Below are 19,275 nucleotides of genomic sequence, written 5' to 3'. Positions count from 1 at the left end.
CTTGGGACCATTGGAAATGCCTGGAGTTGCCTGATGAATGCCGAAACGCAGCAGAGGATTCTCGACGCCGTCGATGCCGGCTTCGAAGCCCAGCTCGCAACCACGCGCGACTTCGTCGCGATCCCGTCGACCCGCGGGGCGGAGGGGCCGTGCCAGGACATGATCGGCGACCTCCTGCGCGAGCGCGGCTACGAGGTCGACGACTGGCACATCAATGTCGACGATCTCAAGGACCTGCGTGGATTCGGCCCGATCGAGCATGATTTTTCGAAGGCGCGCTCGGTGGTGGGCACCTACCGTCCGCAAACGAACGGCGGCAAGTCGCTGATCCTACAAGGCCACTGCGATGTGGTACCTGCAGGCCCCCTGGAATTGTGGGAGACGCCGCCGTTCTCGCCCGTCATCAAGGACGGCAAGATGTTCGGCCGCGGCGCCTGCGACATGAAGTCGGGCACCATCGGCGCGCTTTATGCGCTGGATGCGATCAAGGCCGCCGGCTTCAAGCCGACGGCGCGAATTCACTTTCAGTCCGTGATCGAGGAGGAGAGCACCGGCGTCGGCGCGCTCTCCACGCTCCAGCGTGGCTATCGTGCGGACGCCTGCTTCATTCCGGAGCCGACCGGTGGCAAGATGGTGCGCTCACAGGTCGGCGTGATCTGGTTTCGCCTGCGCGTGAAGGGACATCCGACACATGTGGCCTTCGCCGGCTCCGGGGCCAATGCGATCATGGCCGCCTATCACCTGATCCAGGCGCTGCAAAAGCTCGAGATCGAATGGAACGAGCGTGCCAAGGCCGATCGGCACTTCAAGACGCTCAACCATCCCATCAACTTCAACCCCGGCATCATCAAGGGCGGCGACTGGGCTTCCAGCGTGCCGGCCTGGTGTGATGTCGACTGCCGGATCGCAGTGTTGCCGGGCTGGTCGATCGCCGATCACCAAAAGGAGATCATGGCCTGCGTGGCGGCCGCGGCGCGCAATCACCGCTTCCTCGCCAACAATCCGCCTGTTGTCGAATGGTCGGGCTTCCTGTCGGAAGGCTACGAACTGACTGACGCCGCTGCGGCCGAGGCCGCTTTCGGCAAGGCCTTCAACAAGGTCTATGGCGGTGCAGTCGAAGACCTCGTCTTCACCGCGCTCACCGACACTCGCTTCTACGGCCTCAACGAGGGCATCCCGAGCCTGTGCTTCGGCGCCAGCGGCGGCGAGATGCACGGCTTCAACGAATATGTCGAGCTGGAGTCGTTGAAGAAGACGACCAAGGCGATGGCGCTGTTCATCGCGGAATGGTGCGGGCTGGAGAAGGCGTAGGCCTCTCCACCGTTATTGCGAGCGCAGTGAAGCAATCCAGCATCTCTCGGCGGTGGCAGCCTGGATTGCTTCGTCGCTGCGCTCGTCGCAATGACGGAGGGGGAACATCTCGCCGCCCTGTGCCCGAAACACGGGCTTCGCCAACTCCTTTAAGCTTAAAAGAAAGACTAGGATGGCGCGCGTCCCGGTGGCAGACTGGCGTCCGGTTCGTCGAACGAGTCCTCGGGAGCAACCATGCGCGATTGGGATGACGCTTATGCCAATTCGGCCCATATCCCGGGCTCGGACAAAATGCCGGCGCAATGGGCGGAGCGGGCTGCGGCCTACAGGGCCGGCCTGACAAATTTTCGCGGTGATATCGCCTATGGCACCGGTGAGCGCCAGAAGCTCGACCTGATCTCGCCCGATGGCGACAGCAAAGGTCTCGTCGTCTTCGTGCACGGCGGCTACTGGATGCGGTTCGATAAGTCGACATGGACTGATCTCGCCGATGGCGCGCGGCAGCACGGCTGGACGGTGGCGTTGCCGAGCTACACGTTGGCGCCTGTCGCGCGCATCTCCGACATCACCGCCGAAATTGCCGTTGCGATCGCCAAGGCGGCTTCACTCGTCGCAGGGCCGATCCGGCTTGCTGGTCATTCCGCCGGCGGCCATCTCGTCACGCGGATGCTGTGCGACGACAGCCGGCTGGAGCCGTCCGTCTACAGCCGGATCGCCGGCACGCTCTCGATCAGCGGCCTGCACGATCTGCGTCCGCTGCTCAAGACCAAGATGAACGAGACGCTACGCATGACGATGGAGGAGGCGGCGCTCGAAAGCCCGGCGCTGCATCTGCCGCGCGGGCATTCGCCTCTGACCGCCTGGGTCGGGGGCGGCGAGCGGCCCGAATTCATCCGCCAGTCGGATCTGATGGCCAATATCTGGACCGGCTTCGACGTGGCGACCCGCCTCGTCGTCGATCCCGGACTGAACCATTTTACCGTGATCGACGGACTGAAGGATCCGGCCTCGCCGATCACCGCACGCCTGATCGGCCTCGACTGATCCAAGCCGGGGACGATCGATCGAAAGGGCCTGCCCATGACGTCCAGCGATTACGATCCCGCCAGCGAAGGCGCCGAGACCGATTTCGCCCGCCGCATGTCCTACGGCGACTACCTCGCGCTGGATGCGATCCTCGGCGCGCAACATCCGCTGTCGGAAGCGCATGACGAGATGCTGTTCATCATCCAGCATCAGACCACGGAGCTGTGGATGCGCCTCGCCATCCACGAGCTCAGCGCCGCGCGGCGCGCCATCGCGCGAGACGAAGTGTCGCCTGCGATGAAGATGCTGGCGCGAATGTCCCGCATCTTCGAGCAGCTCAACAACGCCTGGGACGTGCTGCGCACGATGACGCCGAGCGAATACACGCGCTTTCGCTCACAGCTCGGACAGTCCTCGGGCTTTCAGTCCCGCCAGTACCGGCTGATCGAATTCCTGCTCGGCAACCGAAACCACGCCATGCTCAAGCCGCACGCGCACGACGTGGAGACGACGAAGCTGCTCGAGGCCGAACTCGCAACGCCAAGCCTCTATGACGAGGTGCTCAGGCTCGCCGACCGCAACGGGCTCAAGATGCCACCCGCAGTGCTGGCCCGCGATGTTCGCGAGACCCACAGCTTCAACGAAGGCGTGCTGCAGGCCTGGCGTGTCGTCTACGAGGCGCCGGAAACGCACTGGATGCTGTACGAGCTCGCCGAAAAGCTGGTCGACTTCGAGGACTATTTCCGCCGCTGGCGCTTCAACCACGTGACGACGGTCGAGCGCGTCATTGGCTTCAAGCGTGGCACCGGCGGCACCGGTGGAGTCAGCTATCTCAAACGCATGCTGGAGGTGGAGCTGTTCCCCGAGCTCTGGCGCGTGCGAACGATCCTGTAGAAATGGCTATGACCAGATATCGCGTCTATGACGACACCAAAGCTCTGTTCCATTTGCCAGACGGCGTGATCTACCTCGACGGCAACTCGCTTGGCGCGCTGCCCCTTGGCGTTGCCGAGCGCGTCAACCGCGTCATCACGGCGGAGTGGGGCAATGAGCTGATCCGCGCCTGGAACACCGCCGGCTGGTACGCCCAGCCGCGCCATCTCGGCAATCGCATCGCGCGGCTGATCGGCGCGGAAGCCGGCTCGGTGATGGTCGGAGACACGCTGTCGCTCAAGGTCTATCAGGCGCTCGCTGCCGCGCTCGACATGAACGCGTCGCGCAAGGTCGTGCTGTCGGACACCGGCAATTTCCCGACCGACCTCTACATGGCCGAAGGCCTGATCGCGACGCTGGGGCGCGGCCACCAGTTGCACCTGGTGGCGCCGCAGGAGATCGAGTCCGCGCTGTCGGAGGAGGTCGCGGTCCTCTACATCACCGAGGTCGATTATCGCACGGGCCGCCGCCACGACATGGCGGATCTGACCGCGAAGGCCCATGCGCTCGGCATCGTCACCGTCTGGGATCTCGCCCATTCCGCCGGCGCGCTGCCGGTCGATCTCGCCGGCTGCGGCGCCGATTTCGCGGCCGGGTGTACCTACAAATATCTGAACGCCGGCCCGGGCGCGCCGGCCTTCCTCTACGTTGCGCCGCGCCACGCCGACGGCGCGCGCGCTGCGCTGTCGGGATGGATGGGCCACGCCAAGCCCTTCGCATTCGAGCTTGGCTATGCCGCCGCGGGCGGCGTCGAGCGCATGCGCGTCGGCACGCCGCCGGTGCTGGCCATGGCGGCGCTGGAGGCCTCGCTCGACATCTGGGACCGGGTGGATATCGGCGAAGTCCGCGCGCGCTCGCTGGCGCTCGGCGATCTCCTCATTGCGGAGGTCGAACGCCGCTGCCCGTCGCTGAAGCTGGTGACACCACGAGCCTACGCGCACCGCGGTTCGCAAGTCTCCTTCGCCTTCGAGGGCGGTTACGCCGCGATGCAGGCGCTGATCGCCCGCGGTCTCATCGGTGATTTCCGCGCGCCTGACATCATGCGCTTCGGGATCACGCCGCTCTACATCGGCGAGAGCGAGATCATCCGTGCAGCCGGGATCATCGAGGAGGTGATCGCGGGCGAGGTGTGGCGACGGCCGGAATACCAGGTCGTGAACGCGGTGACGTGAGGACCGTGTCGGTTCTAGCGCAGGGATCTTGGGGGCGCGCCGATGTCAGCACGGCCATTACCTCGGACGTCATTGCCTTGCTGCGCAAAGCAATTCACGCTGAGACGACAAGGAATTGGGAGAACGTCTGATGACGCCGCTTGAGAAACTTAAAGCGATGAAGATGCCGTTTGCCGAGCTCAAGGGCGTCGAGTTCATCGAGGCCGAGAAGGACCGCGTGGTGGCGCGGATGACGGTTCGGCCCGATCTCTGCACGCTGCAGCACACCATCCATGGCGGGGCAGTGATGGCGCTGGCCGATTCCGTCGGTGCGGCTGCGACCGTGATCAATTTGCCTGACGACGCCAAGGGGACGACCACGCTGGAGAGCAAGACCAATTTCATCGGCGGGGCCAAGGAGGGAACCACCATCATCGCCACCGCGACCCCGGTCCATCGCGGCCGGCGGACCCAGGTCTGGACCACCAGGCTGGAGACCGCGGACGGCAAGCTGGTGGCCGTCGTCACCCAGACCCAGCTGGTCCTGTAAGACCACGGGGCTTTGATTTTGTTAACGAATTAGTCGTCCTCTGTGCCTCTAACTTGGGCAGGTCCTCGCCTTGCAAAACATGCTGCGATGCACAATATAGGGGGCCTAGGGATTCGAACGCCTCCTCGAGGGACACCAAGAGGAGTTTTGACGTGGTACTTGAAGAGACCGTTCGCACCGTTCCGGGCTACGTGCGGACCCTGATCCAGCAGGAAGAATTGCCGCTCCTGCGCGATCATCTGCTGAGGCTCGATGCCGGAAGCCGGCACGATCGTTTCAACGGCTTTCTCGACGACAGCTTTATCGAGCGTTACGCCGCCCGCTGCGCCGACGACGGCACCGTGATCGTCGCCTACATCGTCGACGGCGTGGTCCGCGGTGCCGCCGAACTGCATCCGCCGGAAGAAGAGGCTTTGCCTGAAGTCGCCTTCAGCGTGGAAGGCTCCGCGCGGCGCCAGGGTGTCGGCACCGCGCTATTCCGCCGTCTGATCGCGGAGGCGCGCTGGAAAGGCTACAAGCGCCTGCGCATCACCACGGGTGCGGAGAATCACGCGATGCGGGCGCTCGCCAGAAAGTTCGGGGCGCATCTGGCTTTCCGTCATGGCGAATCGACCGGCACGATCGATCTCGCCAAGACGCCCGAAGCCGAGCTCGCCGATCTCGCGGCCTCGCCCTTCGCGGCCGGGCGCGCGCTTCTGAGCCTCAACTCGACCTGCTGGAAGATCATCTCCAGCATGTACGACAGCCGCGCGGCCTGACATCACATCGCGCCTTGAATCAAAAAGCGGACCGGCCTGGCCGGTCCGCTTTGCTATTTCAGGGCGTGAAACGAACCCTTCAGGTACCGGTGCGCTTGTCGTTGCCGAAACGGCGGACGACGCGGCGTTCGACCACGACGGAGCGCTGCGCACCCTGTTCGCCGGCGATCACGCGCGTCGCGGTGATGCGGCTGTTGCTGCGCGCCTGCTTCTTCACCTCGGCCTGCACGACATCGAGCGGCATCCCCATCAAGGCTGCGGCGATCTCGGCCTGCTGCGCCTGATCGTCGGTGATGCCGATGGCGGCAAAGATCGCCTCGTCCAGGGTGGGCGGATCGTGGCGGACGCGCCGCGTGCCGTACTTAGTATTCCAGTCTGCGCTCATGGGGGCCTCGTTTCGATTCTGGATACCTAGTGCCGCCTATGTTGCATTGCAATATGAAATTGGTGTGGCATCTCAGCTATTCACCGCTTGCATCGATCTCCCGTCAGGCGGTGATGGAGCACCTGCTTCGACCTCGATCCGCTGCTGCGGCCAGCGCTTCAGGGCGGCATGTCCGGCCTCGGTGAGCCCGTAGATCCCCCGGTCGGCCCGTTCGAACCAGCCATACACATTGTTAAGCAAGATCTTGCCGGCATCAGGACAGCGCTCGCGCAAGTCGCGCACGCGCCGCGGCCCGTCCGCGAGCGCGGAGGCGCAGGCCAGCGCCTGCTGCCGATAGGCCGTCATGATCGGCGCGCGGGTGCTGCCGCCGAGCGCGGGATCGCCCTGGCGGCGCTGGTGCTCGGCGACGAGGCGCGACCGCAGCTTCGGCTCGCGGCGCGGCGCCGCGGTCGGCGGCTTCACCAGCACCTCGACCTGGCCGCGATCGGTGACGCCGAGCATGCCGAAGCCGAGCCGGCGGCAGAGATTGCGATAGCGTGCATCGCTCTCGCGTCCCTTGCCGCGGATCGACATCTTCGCTGCGATCCAGACCTCATCGCCGGCCGGCGCGCGGTCGACGGCCTGAAGAATGAGCTCGAGGTTGAAGGCGAGCTTGAGCTCGCCGATCACGACGACCGGCGGATCGCCGGCGCTGAGGCCGACGAGATCGCAGCCACCGATCTCGCCCTTCACGGTGAAGCCGAGCTGTTCGAGGAAGCGTTTGACGGGCAGATAAAGCGCGGTTTCCACGGGAAGGTTCCGGAGGCGATGCTTCGATCTAAGAATCAGTTGCGGGCAGCTTAGAGCCTTCTGTGGTCCGATTGAATCAGAGCTGCCGCGCAAGACGAGGCGTTAAGGCCTTTACACCCGTCCGCACACTGGGATCAGCGCGCCGGTGATGCCGCTCGCGGCATCGCTGGCGAGGAACAGGATGACTTCGGCGAGTTCCTGCGGCGTCACCCATTTGGAGAAGTCGGCCTTCGGCATGTCGGCGCGGTTGGCGGCGGTGTCGATGATCGACGGCAGCACCGCGTTGACCGTGACCTTGCCTTTCCATTCGTTGGCGAGCGCCTCGGTGAGCCGGTGCACGCCGGCTTTCGACGCCGCATAGGGGCCCATGCCGGAGCCCGCCTGAAGGGCGCCCATGGCGCCGATATTGACGATGCGACCAGCCCGGGATGCTGCGAGATGCGGCAGCGCCGCGCGCGAGGTGTTGAGCGCGGTCAGGACATTCAGCGCGTGCATGCGCTGCCAGGTCTTGATGTCGCCGTCGCCGACGGTTTCGAACGCGAAGCCGCCGGCGATGTTGATCAAGGCATCGAGCCGGCCGAAATGCCTTGCCGCCGCATCGACCGCCGTCTTCGCCTGGGCCGCGTCCGACAGGTCGACGCCGCCGATCTCGATGTGGTCGGGCATCGCGGCGCTCTGTGAAGGCGCGTAGTCGATGCCAGCAACGCGCGCGCCGCGCGATCGTGCGATCTCCGCAACCACCTTGCCGAGCGCGCCTCGCGCGCCCGTTACGACCAGGACCTTGTCTTGCATCATCGTCTCCCGGCGCTGTGGCCTATGATTGCAGATAGCGCTCTTTCAGCGCGGCGCGCTCAGTTTCGCCGAGCTTGAGCCCCTCGCGCAAATAGGTTTCGAGATCGCCATATTCGCGACCGACAGCCTCAAAGGCGGCCGCGAGATACGATGCCTCGACTCTGCCGATGGCGTCGAGCACATCGGCAGGAAGCTCGGAGGCGCTTGATGCGTCGCGCTTGTAGTGCCGGTTGGTCAGGAGATAGTCCTCAGCGATGACGTCCTCGGGCACGCCGAGCGCATGCAGGATCAGCGCGCTGGCAAAGCCGGTGCGGTCCTTGCCGGCGGTGCAGTGAATCACCAGCGGCGCCCTGTCCTCCAGGAGATGGGCGAACAGGCTGCGAAAGCTGTGCGTGTTGTGGCGGACGTAGTTGCGATAGGACTCCCGCATCAGCTCGAGCGCGACCACCGCGGTCAGCGTGCCCTTCGCGAGCTCAGCGCGCAGCGCCGCGACGACGGTTGGCTCGATCGGCAGCGAATGCACCGTGATCTCCCTCACGACGCAGACGCCGGCCGCGCGCTCCTCCAGCCCGCGAAAATCGAATGCGCTTCTGACGCCCAGCGCGCGGACGATCTCGACATCGTCAGGGGTGAGCTGGCCGAGATGGTTGGAGCGGAAGATGTGTCGCCAGCGTGTGGTCCGGCCATCGGCGGTCGGATAGCCGCCGAGATCGCGAAAATTGCTGGCGCCCTGGAGGGCGAGGTGGCGGGCAGGGGAGTCCTTTAGGGAGGGGTCTTGCATGGGATCGGCTTGCGTTATGGTTCCAGCGGGCGCACGGCGGGCGTCCTTGAGATCTATTACAGGGGGCGATCATGGGCCGGCACAAGGCCATTGTTTTGACGATCACCATGCTGGCGGGTGGAATTTGCAGTGCACCGCAGGCTGATGCGCAGACGTTCCGGACCTATCGATGCGCGGATGGGACGCAATTCATCTTGGGATTCTATGAGCACGACAAGCGCGCCTTTCTCCAGATCGACGGCGAGCCGGTGACGCTCGCCAAGCGGCTGTCGGTCTCGGGCGCACGTTATTCGGGAGCTGGGGTCACGCTAAGAATTCCCAAGGCGGGGCTCACCACGGTGAAGCACCTGAGGCGGCCGGTCACGGCCTGCGCGGTGGTCGAACGGCCAGGGATCTAGCAGCGAGGCCAGCTGGAATCAAAAAGGGCCGAAACACCGTTGTTTCGACCCTCTTTCGACCGTCGCCAGCCGCTGGCACAAGCGCAGCGGCTTCGAACCAAGCACAGGCATCAGCGATCCCATTTCGGCTTGGCCTCGTCGACCGCGTCCTGGTGATACCAGCTCTCGCTGCAGATCGAGACGTTCGCGGGCAGCGAAGTGTGATCGGCAGGAAGGCGGGTCTCGCCATAGCGCCGTCCGGCGAGAGCCGCGCGGCCCCCGACCGGGAATTGATAGATCGTTGCCGATCCGTGACTCAGACCATTGTTCATCATTACGATTCTCCTTGGTCGAAGCGCCTTGGCCTCCATGGTGCGCCCGACTCGTTCGATTGTGGTTACCGGAATCCCCATATCGGCCGCGTCGCCCGGATTGGAAAGTGCTGAAAAGGAGATCAGTTGCCGCCCAATTTGTAGGCAGTTGAAGCTCTGCATCCCCGAAGGCACCCTGTCGGTGGGTAACGCGTAGGCCATTCCAAAGGTTGCTGAACAGGGGCGTAGGGCTTTGCGAAAATTTCCGGACGTTGATGCGCGTTTCATCGGCAACTTCCACGACCGGTCTGCCTGCTTCAGAATCAGGCGATTTTCTCGGGATTTTTGCGTTGCAGCTTCACGCGAAGGTGCGCGGCTATGACGCATGTCTCCGGGGGCGATCTGCCCGCGGCAGGGAGACGCCGGCTGCGGTGGAAAATCAGGCAACCTGCGGCCTTTTGGCACGCAAAATGCTTGTAAGGGGCCGGCCGATGATGGCCGGGTACAAACGTGCGGGGCTCTCAACCCCACCTTTCGCATCATCTACAGAGAGGCTCAATGACCAAGTATAAGCTCGAGTACATCTGGCTCGACGGATATACGCCGACTCCGAATTTGCGCGGCAAAACCCAGATCAAGGAATTCGCGTCGTTCCCGACGCTCGAGCAGCTTCCGCTCTGGGGCTTCGATGGCTCCTCCACCCAGCAGGCTGAGGGCCACAGCTCCGATTGCGTGCTGAAGCCGGTCGCCGTGTTCCCGGACGGCGCGCGCACCAACGGTGTGCTGGTGATGTGCGAAGTCATGATGCCCGACGGCAAGACCCCGCATCCCTCCAACAAGCGCGCCACCATTCTCGACGACGCTGGCGCCTGGTTCGGCTTCGAGCAGGAATACTTCTTCTACAAGGACGGCCGTCCGCTCGGCTTCCCGGAATACGGCTACCCCGCGCCGCAGGGGCCGTACTACACCGGCGTCGGCTACAAGTTCGTCGGCGACGTCGCCCGCAAGATCGTCGAAGAGCATCTCGACCTCTGCCTCGCGGCCGGCATCAACCACGAAGGCATCAACGCGGAAGTCGCGAAGGGCCAGTGGGAATTCCAGATCTTCGGCAAGGGCTCCAAGACCGCTGCTGACCAGATGTGGATGGCCCGCTACCTGATGCTGCGCCTTACCGAGAAGTACGGCATCGACATCGAATTCCACTGCAAGCCGCTCGGCGATACCGACTGGAACGGCTCCGGCATGCACGCCAACTTCTCGACCGCCTATATGCGCGAAGTCGGCGGCAAGGAATATTTCGAGGCGCTGATGGCTGCCTTCGAGAAGAACCTGATGGACCACATCGCCGTCTACGGCCCGGACAACGACAAGCGTCTGACCGGCAAGCACGAGACCGCGCCCTGGAACAAGTTCAGCTATGGCGTTGCCGATCGTGGCGCCTCGATCCGCGTTCCGCACTCCTTCATCAACAACGGCTACAAGGGATATCTGGAAGACCGCCGTCCGAACTCGCAGGGCGACCCCTACCAGATCGCTTCGCAGATCCTGAAGACGATCGCGTCCGTGCCGACCGACAAGAAGGCCGCGGCCTAAGATCCTCCCGGCTCGGGCTGGGGGGCTGGCCCGGGTTGGCTCACGATCCGCCGGAGCTGCAAGGCTCCGGCGGATTTTTTGCGTTTTGATGACGGCCGGTCCCGGGGTCTCTTGCGCACCTGACCGCGCCACACTTGTCCATCGCCTCCGAAAGCGGGATAGAGTGTCCAGGGACGCGCGCAGGGCCGGGGACACGGCTGGTGTTTGAAGGCTTTTACAAGGTGAGGTTTCAGCTCGGCGACGCCGTCGGCCGCAGCGTGATGCATGCCGGCAATGGCAAGATGCTGGGCGGCAACTCGGCCTTCGCCCATATCGGCACCTACGAGAAGACTGACAGCGGTGTCGACGTCGTGATCAACACCGTCCGCCACAATCCCGATCCAAGCTACCGCGCCATGGCGGGCACCGACGACGCCACTCTGCTCGCCAAGGGCTGGCCGGATGGCGATCTCTACCGATTCAAGGGCGAACTGAAGGAGCTGCCGGGCGTTCCGTTCCAGTCGGTAATGACGCCGATCAGGGACGACGAGACGCCGATCGCCGGCGGCATCGGCGAAGCCGGCATCACCGACGGCCTCTACTCCATCCATCTGCAGATGCTCGACGGTCTCGACCGCGGCCTCACCGGCGTGATGCTGCTCAAGGGTGGGCGCATTCTCGGCGGCGATGCGTCGTTCTACTATCTCGGCAGCTACACCGCCGCGAACGGCCGCTGGAAAGGCCAGATCCTCAACCAGGAGCATACGCCGGCCAAGGATGATCCGATCTTCGGCGGCCACGAGGTCGGCATCGGCTTCTCCGGCCGCTACGATGCGGAAGAGGCGGTGTTGGAGGCGACCGCGCTTGCCGGCAAGCGCAGCCTGCGCCTGACCGCCGCGCTCAAGCTGATGCATCGCCCCTGATCGTTGCGGGAACAGCTCATGGAAAAAATTCGCATGCTTTCGACGCTCGGCCTGATGGGCGCGATGCGGAGCCTGTCCTCCGCCTTCGAGACCGAAACTGGCATCCAGGTCGACGCCGACTTCGCGCCGACCCTGGCGCTGCTGAAGCGCTTGCGCGACGGCGAGGCCGCCGATCTCGTGATCCTCACGCGCGAGGGGCTGGACGAGGCGATTGCGGAGGGCCGCGTGCTCGCCGACAGCGCAGCCGATCTGGCGCGCTCCTATGTCGGCATTGCCGTGCGGGCGGGGCAGGCGCACCCCGACATCGGAAGCGAAGCGGCGCTGCGCAAGTCGCTGCTGGCGGCCCGGTCCGTTGCCTATTCGCGGCTGGGCGCCAGCGGCGTCTACTTCGCCGAGTTGATCGCGCGGATGGGGATCGCAGCCGCGATCAACGCCAAGGCCACCGTCGTCGAGCAGGGCTTCACGGCGCAGCGCCTCGTCAGCGGCGAGGCCGATCTCGCCGTGCAGCAGATCAGCGAGTTGAAGCAGGTCGGCGGCATCGAGGTGGTCGGCCCGATCCCGCATGATCTGCAAACGCCTGCCGTGTTCTCCGCCGGCCGCATGGCGAAGGCGTCGCACGCCGCCGCCGCCGACCGGCTGCTGCGTTATCTGGCATCGCCGGAGGTCGTTCCGGTGCTGCGCCAATCGGGACTGGAGCCTTGAATTTGCCGGAGCGAAGACGCAGCGTGGTGTCCATGCGGACTTTTCTCCTTGCCATCCTGCTCGCGCTCGCGGCGCCCTCGGCCGTGCATGCGCAATCGGCCGACCTCGTTCTGTGTGATCGCGTGGCAGCCGATCCCAGCGATCCCGACAAGCCGGCCGATGTGAGGGGCGTCGGCGAAATCGCGTCCTCCGACGTCGCGACCGCGATCAAGTTCTGCAAGCAGGCCGCGCCGTCCTCGCGCAGAGCCATGTTCGCGCTCGGCCGTGCCTATGCCGCCAATCGGCAGATCGGTGAGGCGCTCGCCGCCTGGCGCAAGGCGGCCGACAAGGGATCAAGCGCGGCCATGGTCGAGCTCGGGGTCGCCTACGCGACCGGCTCGGGTGTTGCCAAGGACGAAGCCCAGGCGCGCAAACTGTTCGAGAAGGCGGCGCAATCAGGCAATCCCCGCGGCGTCAGCAATCTCGCTGCGCTCGGCAGTGCCGGTGGCGCTGCGCCGGCCGATCCCGCGCAGGCGCGCGCGTTGCTCGGCAAGGCCGCCGAGACCAACGCGGAAGCGCAGTACCAGCTCGGCCTGATGCTTTCCGAAGGCACGGGAGGTGCCAAGGACGACGTTGCGGCGCGTGCGCTGTTCGAGAAGGCGGCCGCGCAAAATCATCCCGGCGCGCTGGAGCGGATGGGCGCCTTCGTGCAAGAGGGCCGCGGCGGGCCCAAGGACAAGGACGCCGCGAAGGCCTATTACGAGCGCGCCGCCGCGCTCGGTGATGAGGACGCGAAGAAGGCGCTGGAGCGGCTGCGCTGCCCCTATGCGATCAAGGACAAGCAGGGCAAGCTCGTCACCACGCTGTGCTTCTGAGCAGACCCGTCCGCGGCGGAACCTCTGTCGCGCCTATGCCGTTGATATCGCGACAAGATGGAGGCGCGACCATGATCCGCAAATTGGCATCCGGCGAATATCGTCTCTATTCGCGCAAGGTGAATCCCAAGACCGGCAAGCGCCGTAATCTCGGCACGTTCAAGAGCCGTGCGGCGGCCGAGAAGCACGAGCGCGAGGTGCAGTATTTCAAGCGTCACTGACGCCTGCAGGACGCCCGGCCCAACAAGAATGTCGAAAACAACCCCATGCACAGTAGGCGAGGCCCTGAAATCGCAGAAGAATTAGATGCCGCGGATTGGACGACATTGGTCCTGACCCGACCAGGCAAGACAGGGGCATGATGGCCTCGTGGCAGGGGGCCGTTCGGCAACTGCTCCTGCGCGGAAAAGCAGGATGGCCCGGCTGCGGCGGCAGTGCTAGGTAGCCCGCGATCCTTTTCTTGATTTTACGGGCTTAGTGCGTTGCTGGATGGACTCTACAAAGTTGAATACGGCGTCAACGATGCGTTCGGCCGCAGCATCATGTGCCTGCATGACGGCAAGATGCTGGGCGGCAATTCGGGCTTTGCGCATCTTGGCAGCTATGTCGAGCGCGACGGCGAGGTCTGCGCCGAGGTGATCACCGAGCGGCATAATCTCGATCCCAACTATAAGCCGCTGATGGGTGCCGATGTCGCCAGGATCGCAGCGCGCGGCAGGCTGATCGGCAACGAGATCCGTCTGCAGGGCGGCGCCGACACGATGCCGGGCGCCCATTTCTGGGCCAATCTCACGCGGCTCGATGATGGCGCGCTGCCGCCGCGTGGCACGATCGGGCAGGGCGGCATCGCCAACGGGCTCTATGGAATGAGCCTGCGCGCGCTCGATGGCGTCGAGGCCGGCCTCTCCGGCGTGATGTTGCTGATCGACGGCCGCATCCTCGGCGGCGACGCGTTCTTCTATTATCTCGGCTCCTATTCCTCGGCGGACGGCCGCTGGAAGGGCGAGATGCTGAACCAGGAGCATACGCCGGCGAAAGGCGAAAACCCCGTGTTCGGCGGCTTCGAGGTCGGGATCGGTTTTTCCGGGACGTGCACGGAGGCCAGTGGCGAGCTCGAAGGCATTGCGCTGGCGGGGAAGCGGAGCTTGCGGCTTCTGGCTTCGCTCAAGCTGATGCGGCGGGCGTAGAGCGCGGAATTCAGAACGTTGGACGCCCGTGGTCTATAGCAATCTTTGCGCCTCGTCCTCGTCAATCTCAGCAACTGGCGCCGTACCGGCACGCGCGAACCCGCGCGTCGTCCTCGCCAATGACGGGATGACTCGCTGCGGATGCGACTGCGCGTTGGCACGAAGCCTCGCCCGCATGATCCACTGATCCATTGGCCCGTTGAGCTATATTGCGGGCAGGGGGGAGCGGTGCAGATGGACGATCATCCAGTCCGAGCCACGTTTCGCGATGACGAAAGTGACGCGCCCCCTGCCGACTGTTTGTTGGCCGTCCTTCGTTCCGGTGATGGTATCAAATCCGGCAATAACCACCACTTCGTCACTGACCATTAGAATTTCCGAACTGTCGAGGGTGGCAGTCCGGGGTTTGTCGTTGTTTAGCGCTGCATCGAAATATCTGCGGATCTGCTCCGGCTTGGTGAGCACCTGCTTGCCGAAAGTCCCAATCATCAAAGCGTCTGGCGCATACAGCTTGCTGATTGCGTCCACGTCCGCATCGGTGAATGCCCTGCCCCACTTCTGAACGACCTGGTAAGCATCTTCCTTTGGTCCCGCATGCGCGAGTGAGAGCGACGCGACCAAGGCTGCTGCTGAAAGAATAGCTCGCATGAATGCCTCCTTCGAAACGGCGAATGGTAGCAGCCGATCACGCGCAGGGAAACCCGTCGGCACGAAAGCATTTGCTGATATTCCGCAACCCAGGGGCACTATCGATTCAGCAGCAGACTGCATTGTGTGCGTTCGAATGCGACTGTCCCGCTTCTTAGTGCGGTGCGAGACAATGGGCCGGATGCACTTCCGATGCGGCGCTATTTGCACGCGTCAATCGGATAGGGTTGACCGCCGCCAGTTCCTTCATAGACGCCAACAAAGACCTTGTTACCGCCCTTGCAACGCGCGACGCATTGCGGGATCTCGGCATTGCATTTGGCGGCGTAGCGCGCGGCTTGCGATCCTTGGCCGGCGGCCCACTCACGGCACTTGGCCGCTTGCTGCGTGCATGAGACGGCGTGTGCCGAAGAGATAGCAACCAATGTGGCCAGCGAGATACCTGCGACAGATGCGATCAGCTTGTTCATGATGCCCCTCCCTTAAATGTCTGTCAGCAGCATTCAAGGCCGTGGCCCTCGCTGCAAGAAATCCGACGTGTAGCGTTTCAGAAAAGTTGCCACGTCTTGCGGAAGCCACCAACCCGATCCAGCTACCACAGGACTTTCAACAGCCCGTGCCGGGCGAAGAGACCAACGACCGAACTCGCATGACGGCTCTTACGGGCCGGGCGTCACCCCGAAGCGGCCGAGTCCCGGTAGCTTGAGAGCGGGCCGCCGGATATCGAGGCCGAGCACGGCGCCGAAGAAATTGATCTCCAGGCCTTCGACCCAGCCAACCGAAAAGCCGACATATCCGGCAAGCGAAGCATAGATGCCGGTGCCGGACGCCGTCGCGCCGAACCATCTGCCGGTGTACGGGAAGTCCTTGCCGATCGCTGTCGGCGGCAGGACGGCGCGGAGTTCGGGGACGGCGTCGAGTGTGGCCTGCACGAAGGTGTTCGAATTGGGACCCGGCCAGACGCTGTAATCTCCATAGGATCGAAACTTGTAGTTTTCGACCACCTGCCGGATTTTGGGGATCAGCGCCTCCGCGCGCTCGCCATCGACGGCGACAATGATTTCTGGTGCCGCGCCGAACCATCGACCGTCCGGAGCGAAGCCATTGGTGCGGATCGGCTCGCCCCATGCCGTGTAGTCATACCGGGTGTAGGTCGGCGCATTTTTCTCTTTGATCACGATCCATGTGTGGACGGCGAAGATGCTGCGCCATCTCACCGTTCTCGCGCCGAACACCCGTATCACGGCTTCGGGATGATCGGCAGCAGGGGCCAGAAGACCAGCGCTCGATCGATCGGCGGTTTGCCAATTTCCGCGGCCGTCACCCAGCCAGACATATCTCGCCGCCGAGGCGGCAAGCGGTGCGAAGACGAGGAACAGAAAGACGAGCAAGGGCTTCTTCAAGGGAGCGGTAAGGCGGGCGCGTTTAACAAGCCATATAGTTCACAGGAATGCCGCCGCCATAGGCCATTGGTTCCGAACGACCTTGCCACCAGAGCCGGACCGGCGCCTGGGTTCGAGCTGTCGTGCGGCAACCGCAGCAGGATTGGAGCGCGCGCATGGACATCAAGGAAGCCGCGGCAATGACAGAAGCCTCCGGCTTGACGGACGATCAGGGCAGCATGGACCAGGGCTCAACGCTGCGGTCGGGTTCCGAAGAGCGAAGAGGCACGGCTAATCCGCGGCGCGAGGTGCCTTCGCTGGATTCCGCCGGGCGATGGGTTGACCAGTTGCGCGAGGTAACAACGAAAGCGCCCCTGCGCTCGCTGTTCGTCGCCTTTCTGGCTGGAGTGTGGATCGCCCGCCGGCGTTAGGAGCTGCGCGCTTCGCGACGGGGAAGCCGCGATTTGGAGCTTGCTGGTGAAGGAGAGACAGAGATGAGGCTTCCAGGGATCGCGGCGATCATCCTGCTGGGCACGGTTTCGTTCTCCATGGCACAGAGCTCAGGCGGCGCTTCAGGCGGTTCAACCAGCGGCGGCGCAAGTGCGGCGGGTTCGAGCGGCGGGGGCGGTTCGACGCTCTCGAACGGAACGACGCTGAGCGGGACTGGCGGCTCGCCAGGCCCCAACGCGTCCAATGCAAAAGGCCAGGGAACCACAGGCGAGAGACTGGGTGTGACGCCTTCCGGTCAGGACGGCGGCGGATCTCGACCGAGTTACAACACGCCAGCCGCGAACGCTGCCGTCCAGCAGCTTGGAAATACCGATCCGGGCATCCTCAAGAAGTAATCATCATAAGGCAGGCTCGCGGGTGATCGCAGGAGGGTGATGGATCACGTGGAGCGTGGCCGATCGCTTCCTGCGCGCCGAGGCGGTGGAGCCCGCGCGCCGGCTGTTACCGCTGAGATCTAGGCCGAGGTCCAGGTCTTAAGCTCAGGGATGACGGGGTATTCGGACGCGATAGGCTCAATCCCGGCCTGTCCCGGGCTTCCCCTCGCGGCCCGCATGGCCTATGACGTTGCAACGCAAAAATCCCCCCAAAAGACCCCATGATCCGCCTCGACAACGTCAGCAAGCAAGCCGGCCACCAGATCCTGTTCATCGAAGCCTCCGCCGCCCTCAATAAGGGCGAGAAGATCGGGCTGGTCGGCCCCAACGGCGCCGGCAAGAGCACCCTGTTCCGGATGATCGCCGGCGAGGAGCTGCCTGACGAGGGCCAGGTCTCGATCGATCGGGGCATCACCATCGGCTATTTCAACCAGGATGTCGGCGAGATGTCTGGCCGCAGCGCGGTGGCCGAGGTGATGGATGGTGCCGGTCCCGTCAGCGAGGTCGCGGCCGAGCTGCGCGAGCTCGAGACTGCGATGGCCGACCCCGACAAGGCCGACCAGATGGACGAGATCATCGCCCGCTACGGCGAGGTGCAGCACCGTTTCGAGGAGCTCGACGGCTACGCGCTCGACGGCCGCGCGCGCGAAGCGCTGGCCGGCCTCGGTTTCAGCCAGGAGATGATGGACGGGGACGTCGGCAAGCTCTCCGGTGGCTGGAAGATGCGTGTGGCGCTGGCGCGAATCCTCCTGATGCGGCCCGACGTCATGCTGCTCGACGAGCCGAGCAACCATCTCGACCTCGAAAGCCTGATCTGGCTGGAAAAATTCCTGCACGATTACGAAGGCACGCTGCTGATGACCTCGCACGACCGCGAGTTCATCAACCGCGTGATCTCCAAGGTGATCGAGATCGATAGCGGCTCGCTCACCACCTACACCGGCGACTACGAGTTCTACGAGCAGCAGCGCGCGCAGAACGAGAAGCAGCAGCAGGCGCAGTTCGAGCGCCAGCAGGCGATGCTCGCCAAGGAGATCAAGTTCATCGAGCGCTTCAAGGCGCGCGCCTCGCATGCGGCGCAGGTGCAGAGCCGGGTGAAGAAGCTCGACAAGATCGAGCGGGTCGAGCCGCCGCGCCGCCGCCAGAGCGTGGCGTTCGACTTTCCCCCGGCGCCGCGCTCGGGCGAAGACGTCGTCGCGCTCAAGAGCGTGCACAAGGGCTACGGCTCGAAGCGCATCTATGACGGGCTCGACTTCATGATCCGCCGCAGGGAGCGCTGGTGCGTGATGGGCGTCAACGGCGCCGGCAAGTCGACGCTGCTCAAGCTGGTCGCGGGCGCAAGCGAGCCGGACCAGGGCACGGTGGCACTCGGCGGCAGCGTCAAAATGGGCTATTTCGCCCAGCACGCCATGGACCTGCTCGACGGCGAGCGCACCGTGTTCCAGTCGCTGGAAGATGCATTTCCGACCGCGGGGCAGGGATCGTTGCGCGCGCTCGCCGGCTGCTTCGGCTTCTCCGGCGATGACGTCGAGAAGCGCTGCCGCGTGCTCTCGGGCGGCGAGAAGGCGCGCCTCGTGATGGCCAAGATGCTGTTCGACCCGCCGAACTTTCTGGTGCTGGACGAGCCGACCAACCATCTCGACCTCGCCACCAAGGAAATGCTGATCGCGGCGCTGGCCGATTTCGAGGGCACCATGCTGTTCGTCTCGCACGACCGGCATTTTCTGGCCACGCTCTCGAACCGCGTGCTGGAACTGACGCCGGAGGGCATCCACCAGTTCGGTGGCGGCTACACGGAATATGTCGCGCGCACCGGGCAGGAGGCGCCGGGGTTGCGGTCGTAGCCCCCCGCGGGTTGCGGGAGCGCGAGGATGGCGGCCGTGTTGCGTCATTCGTCATTGCGAGCCAACGGGTCCGCGCGTAGCGCGGCCCGATGACAGGCTCCGCGAAGCAATCCAG

At 64.4% G+C, this 19,275-nt stretch carries 24 protein-coding genes; 16 read left to right on the top strand and 8 right to left on the bottom strand.

Annotated elements, in window-relative coordinates; genetic code table 11:
* Window positions 1–33: 33 nt before the first annotated feature.
* The 6 genes from P6U31_RS20675 (at window position 34) to P6U31_RS20650 (ending at window position 5,729) form a co-directional block, all read left to right on the top strand.
* Window positions 34–1,311: an ArgE/DapE family deacylase gene (locus tag P6U31_RS20675; RefSeq protein WP_407183519.1), complete on the top strand. Its 1,278-nt coding sequence runs from the start codon at window positions 34–36 to the stop codon at window positions 1,309–1,311.
* Window positions 1,312–1,545: 234 nt separating this feature from the next.
* On the top strand, window positions 1,546–2,355 hold the full coding sequence (locus tag P6U31_RS20670) for an alpha/beta hydrolase (RefSeq protein ID WP_407183518.1): 810 nt from the start codon (window positions 1,546–1,548) through the stop codon (window positions 2,353–2,355).
* A 36-nt stretch (window positions 2,356–2,391) separates the two neighbouring features.
* Window positions 2,392–3,231: a tryptophan 2,3-dioxygenase gene (gene kynA / locus P6U31_RS20665; protein ID WP_407183517.1), complete on the top strand. Its 840-nt coding sequence runs from the start codon at window positions 2,392–2,394 to the stop codon at window positions 3,229–3,231.
* An 8-nt stretch (window positions 3,232–3,239) separates the two neighbouring features.
* Window positions 3,240–4,442 (top strand): kynureninase, encoded by a 1,203-nt coding sequence (gene kynU, locus P6U31_RS20660; RefSeq protein WP_407189898.1) that lies wholly within the window; start codon window positions 3,240–3,242, stop codon window positions 4,440–4,442.
* Between the two features lie 130 nt (window positions 4,443–4,572).
* On the top strand, window positions 4,573–4,971 hold the full coding sequence (locus P6U31_RS20655) for a PaaI family thioesterase (protein ID WP_407183516.1): 399 nt from the start codon (window positions 4,573–4,575) through the stop codon (window positions 4,969–4,971).
* 152 nt (window positions 4,972–5,123) lie between these two features.
* Window positions 5,124–5,729, top strand: a complete 606-nt coding sequence (locus P6U31_RS20650) for a GNAT family N-acetyltransferase (protein WP_407183515.1) — start codon at window positions 5,124–5,126, stop codon at window positions 5,727–5,729.
* A 79-nt stretch (window positions 5,730–5,808) separates the two neighbouring features.
* Here the strand turns inward: P6U31_RS20650 and P6U31_RS20645 are convergent, their stop codons facing one another.
* The 4 genes from P6U31_RS20645 to P6U31_RS20630 all read right to left on the bottom strand — a co-directional run bounded on the left by P6U31_RS20645 (window position 5,809) and on the right by P6U31_RS20630 (window position 8,476).
* Window positions 5,809–6,114 carry a hypothetical protein gene (locus P6U31_RS20645; protein WP_128925361.1) on the bottom strand — a complete coding sequence of 102 codons (306 nt, stop codon included), beginning with the start codon at window positions 6,112–6,114 and terminating at the stop codon, window positions 5,809–5,811.
* 72 nt (window positions 6,115–6,186) lie between these two features.
* Window positions 6,187–6,903 carry a DUF2161 domain-containing phosphodiesterase gene (locus P6U31_RS20640; RefSeq protein WP_407183514.1) on the bottom strand — a complete coding sequence of 239 codons (717 nt, stop codon included), beginning with the start codon at window positions 6,901–6,903 and terminating at the stop codon, window positions 6,187–6,189.
* Between the two features lie 111 nt (window positions 6,904–7,014).
* Complete coding sequence (locus P6U31_RS20635) at window positions 7,015–7,695, bottom strand: SDR family oxidoreductase (RefSeq protein WP_407183513.1); 681 nt, start codon at window positions 7,693–7,695, stop codon at window positions 7,015–7,017.
* A gap of 22 nt (window positions 7,696–7,717) precedes the next feature.
* A complete protein-coding gene (locus tag P6U31_RS20630; protein WP_407183512.1) occupies window positions 7,718–8,476 on the bottom strand; it encodes a tyrosine-protein phosphatase in 759 nt (252 codons plus the stop codon).
* 71 nt (window positions 8,477–8,547) lie between these two features.
* Here P6U31_RS20630 and P6U31_RS20625 point away from each other — a divergent pair, with 71 nt between their 5' ends.
* A complete protein-coding gene (locus tag P6U31_RS20625) occupies window positions 8,548–8,874 on the top strand; it encodes an MliC family protein (protein WP_407183511.1) in 327 nt (108 codons plus the stop codon).
* A 110-nt stretch (window positions 8,875–8,984) separates the two neighbouring features.
* Here P6U31_RS20625 and P6U31_RS20620 read toward each other — a convergent pair whose 3' ends face one another.
* Window positions 8,985–9,188: a DUF2735 domain-containing protein gene (locus P6U31_RS20620; RefSeq protein WP_407189897.1), complete on the bottom strand. Its 204-nt coding sequence runs from the start codon at window positions 9,186–9,188 to the stop codon at window positions 8,985–8,987.
* A 534-nt stretch (window positions 9,189–9,722) separates the two neighbouring features.
* On the opposite strand from P6U31_RS20620, the gene P6U31_RS20615 reads away from it, so the two are divergent.
* The 6 genes from P6U31_RS20615 (at window position 9,723) to P6U31_RS20590 (ending at window position 14,402) form a co-directional block, all read left to right on the top strand.
* The gene (locus tag P6U31_RS20615) at window positions 9,723–10,757 is read left to right on the top strand and encodes a glutamine synthetase beta-grasp domain-containing protein (protein ID WP_407183510.1); all 1,035 of its coding nucleotides are present in this window, start codon (window positions 9,723–9,725) and stop codon (window positions 10,755–10,757) included.
* 200 nt (window positions 10,758–10,957) lie between these two features.
* Window positions 10,958–11,659, top strand: coding sequence for a GrlR family regulatory protein (locus tag P6U31_RS20610; protein ID WP_407183509.1), 702 nt, complete (start codon window positions 10,958–10,960; stop codon window positions 11,657–11,659).
* 18 nt (window positions 11,660–11,677) lie between these two features.
* Entirely contained in the window at window positions 11,678–12,361 is a 684-nt protein-coding gene (locus tag P6U31_RS20605; protein WP_407183508.1) for a substrate-binding domain-containing protein, read from the top strand.
* A 32-nt stretch (window positions 12,362–12,393) separates the two neighbouring features.
* A complete protein-coding gene (locus P6U31_RS20600) occupies window positions 12,394–13,215 on the top strand; it encodes a tetratricopeptide repeat protein (protein WP_407183506.1) in 822 nt (273 codons plus the stop codon).
* 71 nt (window positions 13,216–13,286) lie between these two features.
* The gene (locus tag P6U31_RS20595) at window positions 13,287–13,436 is read left to right on the top strand and encodes a hypothetical protein (RefSeq protein WP_007609497.1); all 150 of its coding nucleotides are present in this window, start codon (window positions 13,287–13,289) and stop codon (window positions 13,434–13,436) included.
* Window positions 13,437–13,697: 261 nt separating this feature from the next.
* A complete protein-coding gene (locus P6U31_RS20590; protein WP_407183505.1) occupies window positions 13,698–14,402 on the top strand; it encodes a GrlR family regulatory protein in 705 nt (234 codons plus the stop codon).
* Window positions 14,403–14,606: 204 nt separating this feature from the next.
* Here the strand turns inward: P6U31_RS20590 and P6U31_RS20585 are convergent, their stop codons facing one another.
* From P6U31_RS20585 to P6U31_RS20575, 3 genes are all read right to left on the bottom strand, one after another.
* Window positions 14,607–15,050 (bottom strand): SgcJ/EcaC family oxidoreductase, encoded by a 444-nt coding sequence (locus P6U31_RS20585; RefSeq protein ID WP_407183504.1) that lies wholly within the window; start codon window positions 15,048–15,050, stop codon window positions 14,607–14,609.
* A 200-nt stretch (window positions 15,051–15,250) separates the two neighbouring features.
* Window positions 15,251–15,520 (bottom strand): hypothetical protein, encoded by a 270-nt coding sequence (locus P6U31_RS20580; protein WP_407183502.1) that lies wholly within the window; start codon window positions 15,518–15,520, stop codon window positions 15,251–15,253.
* A gap of 189 nt (window positions 15,521–15,709) precedes the next feature.
* Window positions 15,710–16,441: a DUF3750 domain-containing protein gene (locus P6U31_RS20575; RefSeq protein ID WP_407183501.1), complete on the bottom strand. Its 732-nt coding sequence runs from the start codon at window positions 16,439–16,441 to the stop codon at window positions 15,710–15,712.
* 167 nt (window positions 16,442–16,608) lie between these two features.
* Here P6U31_RS20575 and P6U31_RS20570 point away from each other — a divergent pair, with 167 nt between their 5' ends.
* The 3 genes from P6U31_RS20570 (at window position 16,609) to P6U31_RS20560 (ending at window position 19,160) form a co-directional block, all read left to right on the top strand.
* Window positions 16,609–16,863, top strand: a complete 255-nt coding sequence (locus P6U31_RS20570; RefSeq protein WP_407183500.1) for a hypothetical protein — start codon at window positions 16,609–16,611, stop codon at window positions 16,861–16,863.
* A 63-nt stretch (window positions 16,864–16,926) separates the two neighbouring features.
* On the top strand, window positions 16,927–17,277 hold the full coding sequence (locus P6U31_RS20565; protein WP_407183498.1) for a hypothetical protein: 351 nt from the start codon (window positions 16,927–16,929) through the stop codon (window positions 17,275–17,277).
* A gap of 260 nt (window positions 17,278–17,537) precedes the next feature.
* Entirely contained in the window at window positions 17,538–19,160 is a 1,623-nt protein-coding gene (locus P6U31_RS20560; RefSeq protein WP_407183497.1) for an ABC-F family ATP-binding cassette domain-containing protein, read from the top strand.
* Window positions 19,161–19,275 lie beyond the last annotated feature (115 nt).

Origin of the sequence: Bradyrhizobium centrosematis, from assembly GCF_045571495.1 — a bacterium.
Classification (GTDB): domain Bacteria; phylum Pseudomonadota; class Alphaproteobacteria; order Rhizobiales; family Xanthobacteraceae; genus Bradyrhizobium; species Bradyrhizobium centrosematis.
Note: the sequence above shows the minus strand (reverse complement) of the source record. Positions and strands in the feature narration are given on the sequence as shown.